At 67.0% G+C, this 2755-nt stretch carries 2 protein-coding genes; both read right to left on the bottom strand.

Features of this window, described 5'->3' with window-relative positions; translation table 11 throughout:
- Positions 1 to 313: 313 nt before the first annotated feature.
- Positions 314 to 658, bottom strand: coding sequence for a histone-like nucleoid-structuring protein Lsr2 (locus tag AAH991_RS39895; RefSeq protein WP_079319595.1), 345 nt, complete (start codon positions 656 to 658; stop codon positions 314 to 316).
- A gap of 1298 nt (positions 659 to 1956) precedes the next feature.
- A partial coding sequence (locus AAH991_RS39900) for an RDD family protein (RefSeq protein ID WP_346231153.1) occupies positions 1957 to 2755 on the bottom strand: 799 nt, incomplete at its 5' end.

Raw genomic sequence — 2755 nt, forward strand, 5'->3', positions numbered from 1 at the left:
CGTCGCTCCTCACGAAGCGGTCAGGCGAGCACGGGAGATCCGGCCCGTCGTTCCGCATGGTAGCCCCGACCCAGCGACCCGCTCCTTGGCAGAAGGGTTCCCCAAGCGAAGGGCGTTCATGCTCTATCCAACCCCCTGCTGGGGGTGACATGTTCCCGATACGCCGCAAGCGAACGAGGTTTTAAGGGAGCACAAACACAATCGCGCGGTTATGCGATCGTCAGGTCCTCCGACGACCGGCATAACCGCACGATCAAGGGTGAAGTTAGGGAGTGTCCCGCCGATCTCGCCGTGGCGATCTAAGGGACACGGCCTAGTGCGCGTCCTCGTACGCCTGGACGATCGAGGCGGCAATACGACCGCGCTCACTCACGGGGTGTCCGTGAGCCTTAGCCCAGGCGCGGATCTCCGCGCTCTTCTCGCGGGTCATGGCTCGCTGGCCCCCGCCGCCCGCACCACGACGGCGCCCACGGGCCTGCCCGCTGTCCGCGCGCCGCGCGCTGCTGACGAAAGGCGACAGGGCCTCGCGAAGCCGCTTCGCGTTGCCGTCGCTCAGGTCAATCTCATATGACGTGCCGTCAATCGCGAAGGTGACCGTCTCATTGGCCTCGCCGCCATCGAGATCGTCGATGAGAATCACCTGCGTGTGCTTGGCCATCCGGCAATCCTTTCGCAGCCCATAGTTTGATTCGTCAGCCAAACATATACCCGGTTTCCCCTGGCTGACAATTCAAGATTGCGGATTCTCAGGAACCTCTGAGTCCGGTGACTTCTCGCGTGGCTCCCGTGCCGTGCGGAGACCCGCCGCGTCGGAACGTACCAACTTTACGATGCCGTAGACGACCGCGCCGGCGACGACCACGGAAGGTATCAAGGCGGACAATACCTCTGTCATTCTGCCTCGCTCGTGCCGGGGGTGTCATTAGGTGCACCCGAGGAAATTCCGAGGACGTGGCAAGGTCGCCGGCCTCTTGCCGGGCCGGGCGCCCTGATACGACCATAGCGCCGGGAGGGACCGGACGCGCCTTCCGGGGTGCCCCAGGAGGGCCCGGGTAATCCCCGTCTCTCCAGCGGCCTTACCGGATGCACTCGAAATCGTACCCAGAATGCCGACCGGGGCGGTCACCGCTCCCCGGGCGTCCCTCCGTTTCACCGCTCGCGCACTTCCCGTACGACGGCGGGCGGCGGGATCGACACTCCCTCGGGTTCGGCGAGGCCGGTGCCGTAAGGGCAGGTGAGAGGCCTTGCGGCCAGGCCGGACAGACATGGTCCGACAAGTGCGAAGCCGCAAAGACGCTCGTGGAAAAAGGCCGGCCGCAGGACGTAGGGCCGTTGAAGAGCTCGGTCGAAACGAGGAGCCACGTCTCGGCGGCCGGATCTTCACAAGGAGCCCCCGCCCCCTTCTCGTACGGCGCGCACGCCTTGGCGAGATATACGCGCAAGCAGATCGTCACAGTCCGGAAGCCTCGCAAAAAGAGAGGACCGACCGGATCCACCAAGATCGACAAGCGTCGGCATGAAGATCGAATAAAGCAGCGGGGGCACAATCACGCGGACGGCCCCGGGCGGCCGGGCGACCGACTTTCGCACGGCCAAACGGTCTCCCGCATTCCGCGGGCGGCGTCCGCGGCGGGGTAGAGCGGTGCGCATCCGGAGCGCCATAAGGGCCCCTGCGGCTCCATACGGCCCCATAAGCGCCCCTGACGGTTCCTTAAGCCGCCCATGGACCGATATGGCCCGGACGGGGACGGCGAGGGCGAGCCCTAAGGATTGGCGCCGGGGGCGGTCTCGCGGTCATTGGGGCACCTCTCGGGACGGTGAACCCAAGCATGGCATGCCCGGGCGGCCCCGTACGGTTTTTCCCGCACAGCCGGATGGGCACCCGGTGCGGACCGCGCCAAAGCGGCCATAGAAAAAGGGGCCGATGGTCCGTTCCATCGGCCCCCTCCGCGGTCGTTACCTGACCTTGACCACCACGGTCTTGGCGACCTTGTCATGCAACGCCTGCTGCAACGGCCTGTCCCAAAGCAGCCACAGCGAATTCAGCAACGCGAAGATGCCCGCCAGATACTCGACGATCGGAATCCACCGCACCAACTGCGGACCCCACATCACGATTGCGCGCTTGCCGGCCACGTCGACGGCGAGGCCGCCGTCGAGGGTTCCGCCGACCGGGACGACCTTGATGCCCATCGCGATCTTCCCGAGCGTCTGCCCGCGCTGGCGCAGCATGACGAACTCGTAGCCGACCATGACGACACCGCCCAGGATCGCCACGAGCAGCGCGGCGAGGAAGGCGCCGCTTCCGGGGGTGTACACCCCGGTCCTCATGTCGATGCTCCCGCTGGAGACGACGATCGCCGTGATCACGACCGAGATGATCCCGAAGGGGATGCCCACGACCACGCCGTCGATGATGCGGGCGACGAGGCGCTGCCACCACTCCGCGAGCGGAGCCGGGGCGCCGGGCGGGATCGGCCCCGCGGCCGCGTAGGGCTGGCCGAAGCCGGGCTGGGGATAGCCCTGCTGGCCGTACTGCTGGGCGCCGTAGCCCTGCTGCTGACCGTAGCCCTGCTGGCCGTACCCGGGCTGACCGTACTGCTGCTGGCCCTGCTGGGCGCCGTAGCCCTGCTGGCCGTACTGCTGCTGCCCGTAGCCGGACTGCTGGCCGTAGCCGCCCTGCTGCTGACCCTGCTGGGCGCCGTAACCCTGCTGACCGTACTGCTGCTGGGCGCCGTAGCCCTGCTGCTGGCCA

The sequence above is a fragment of the Microbispora sp. ZYX-F-249 genome, from assembly GCF_039649665.1.
In the GTDB taxonomy this organism is placed as follows: domain Bacteria; phylum Actinomycetota; class Actinomycetes; order Streptosporangiales; family Streptosporangiaceae; genus Microbispora; species Microbispora maris.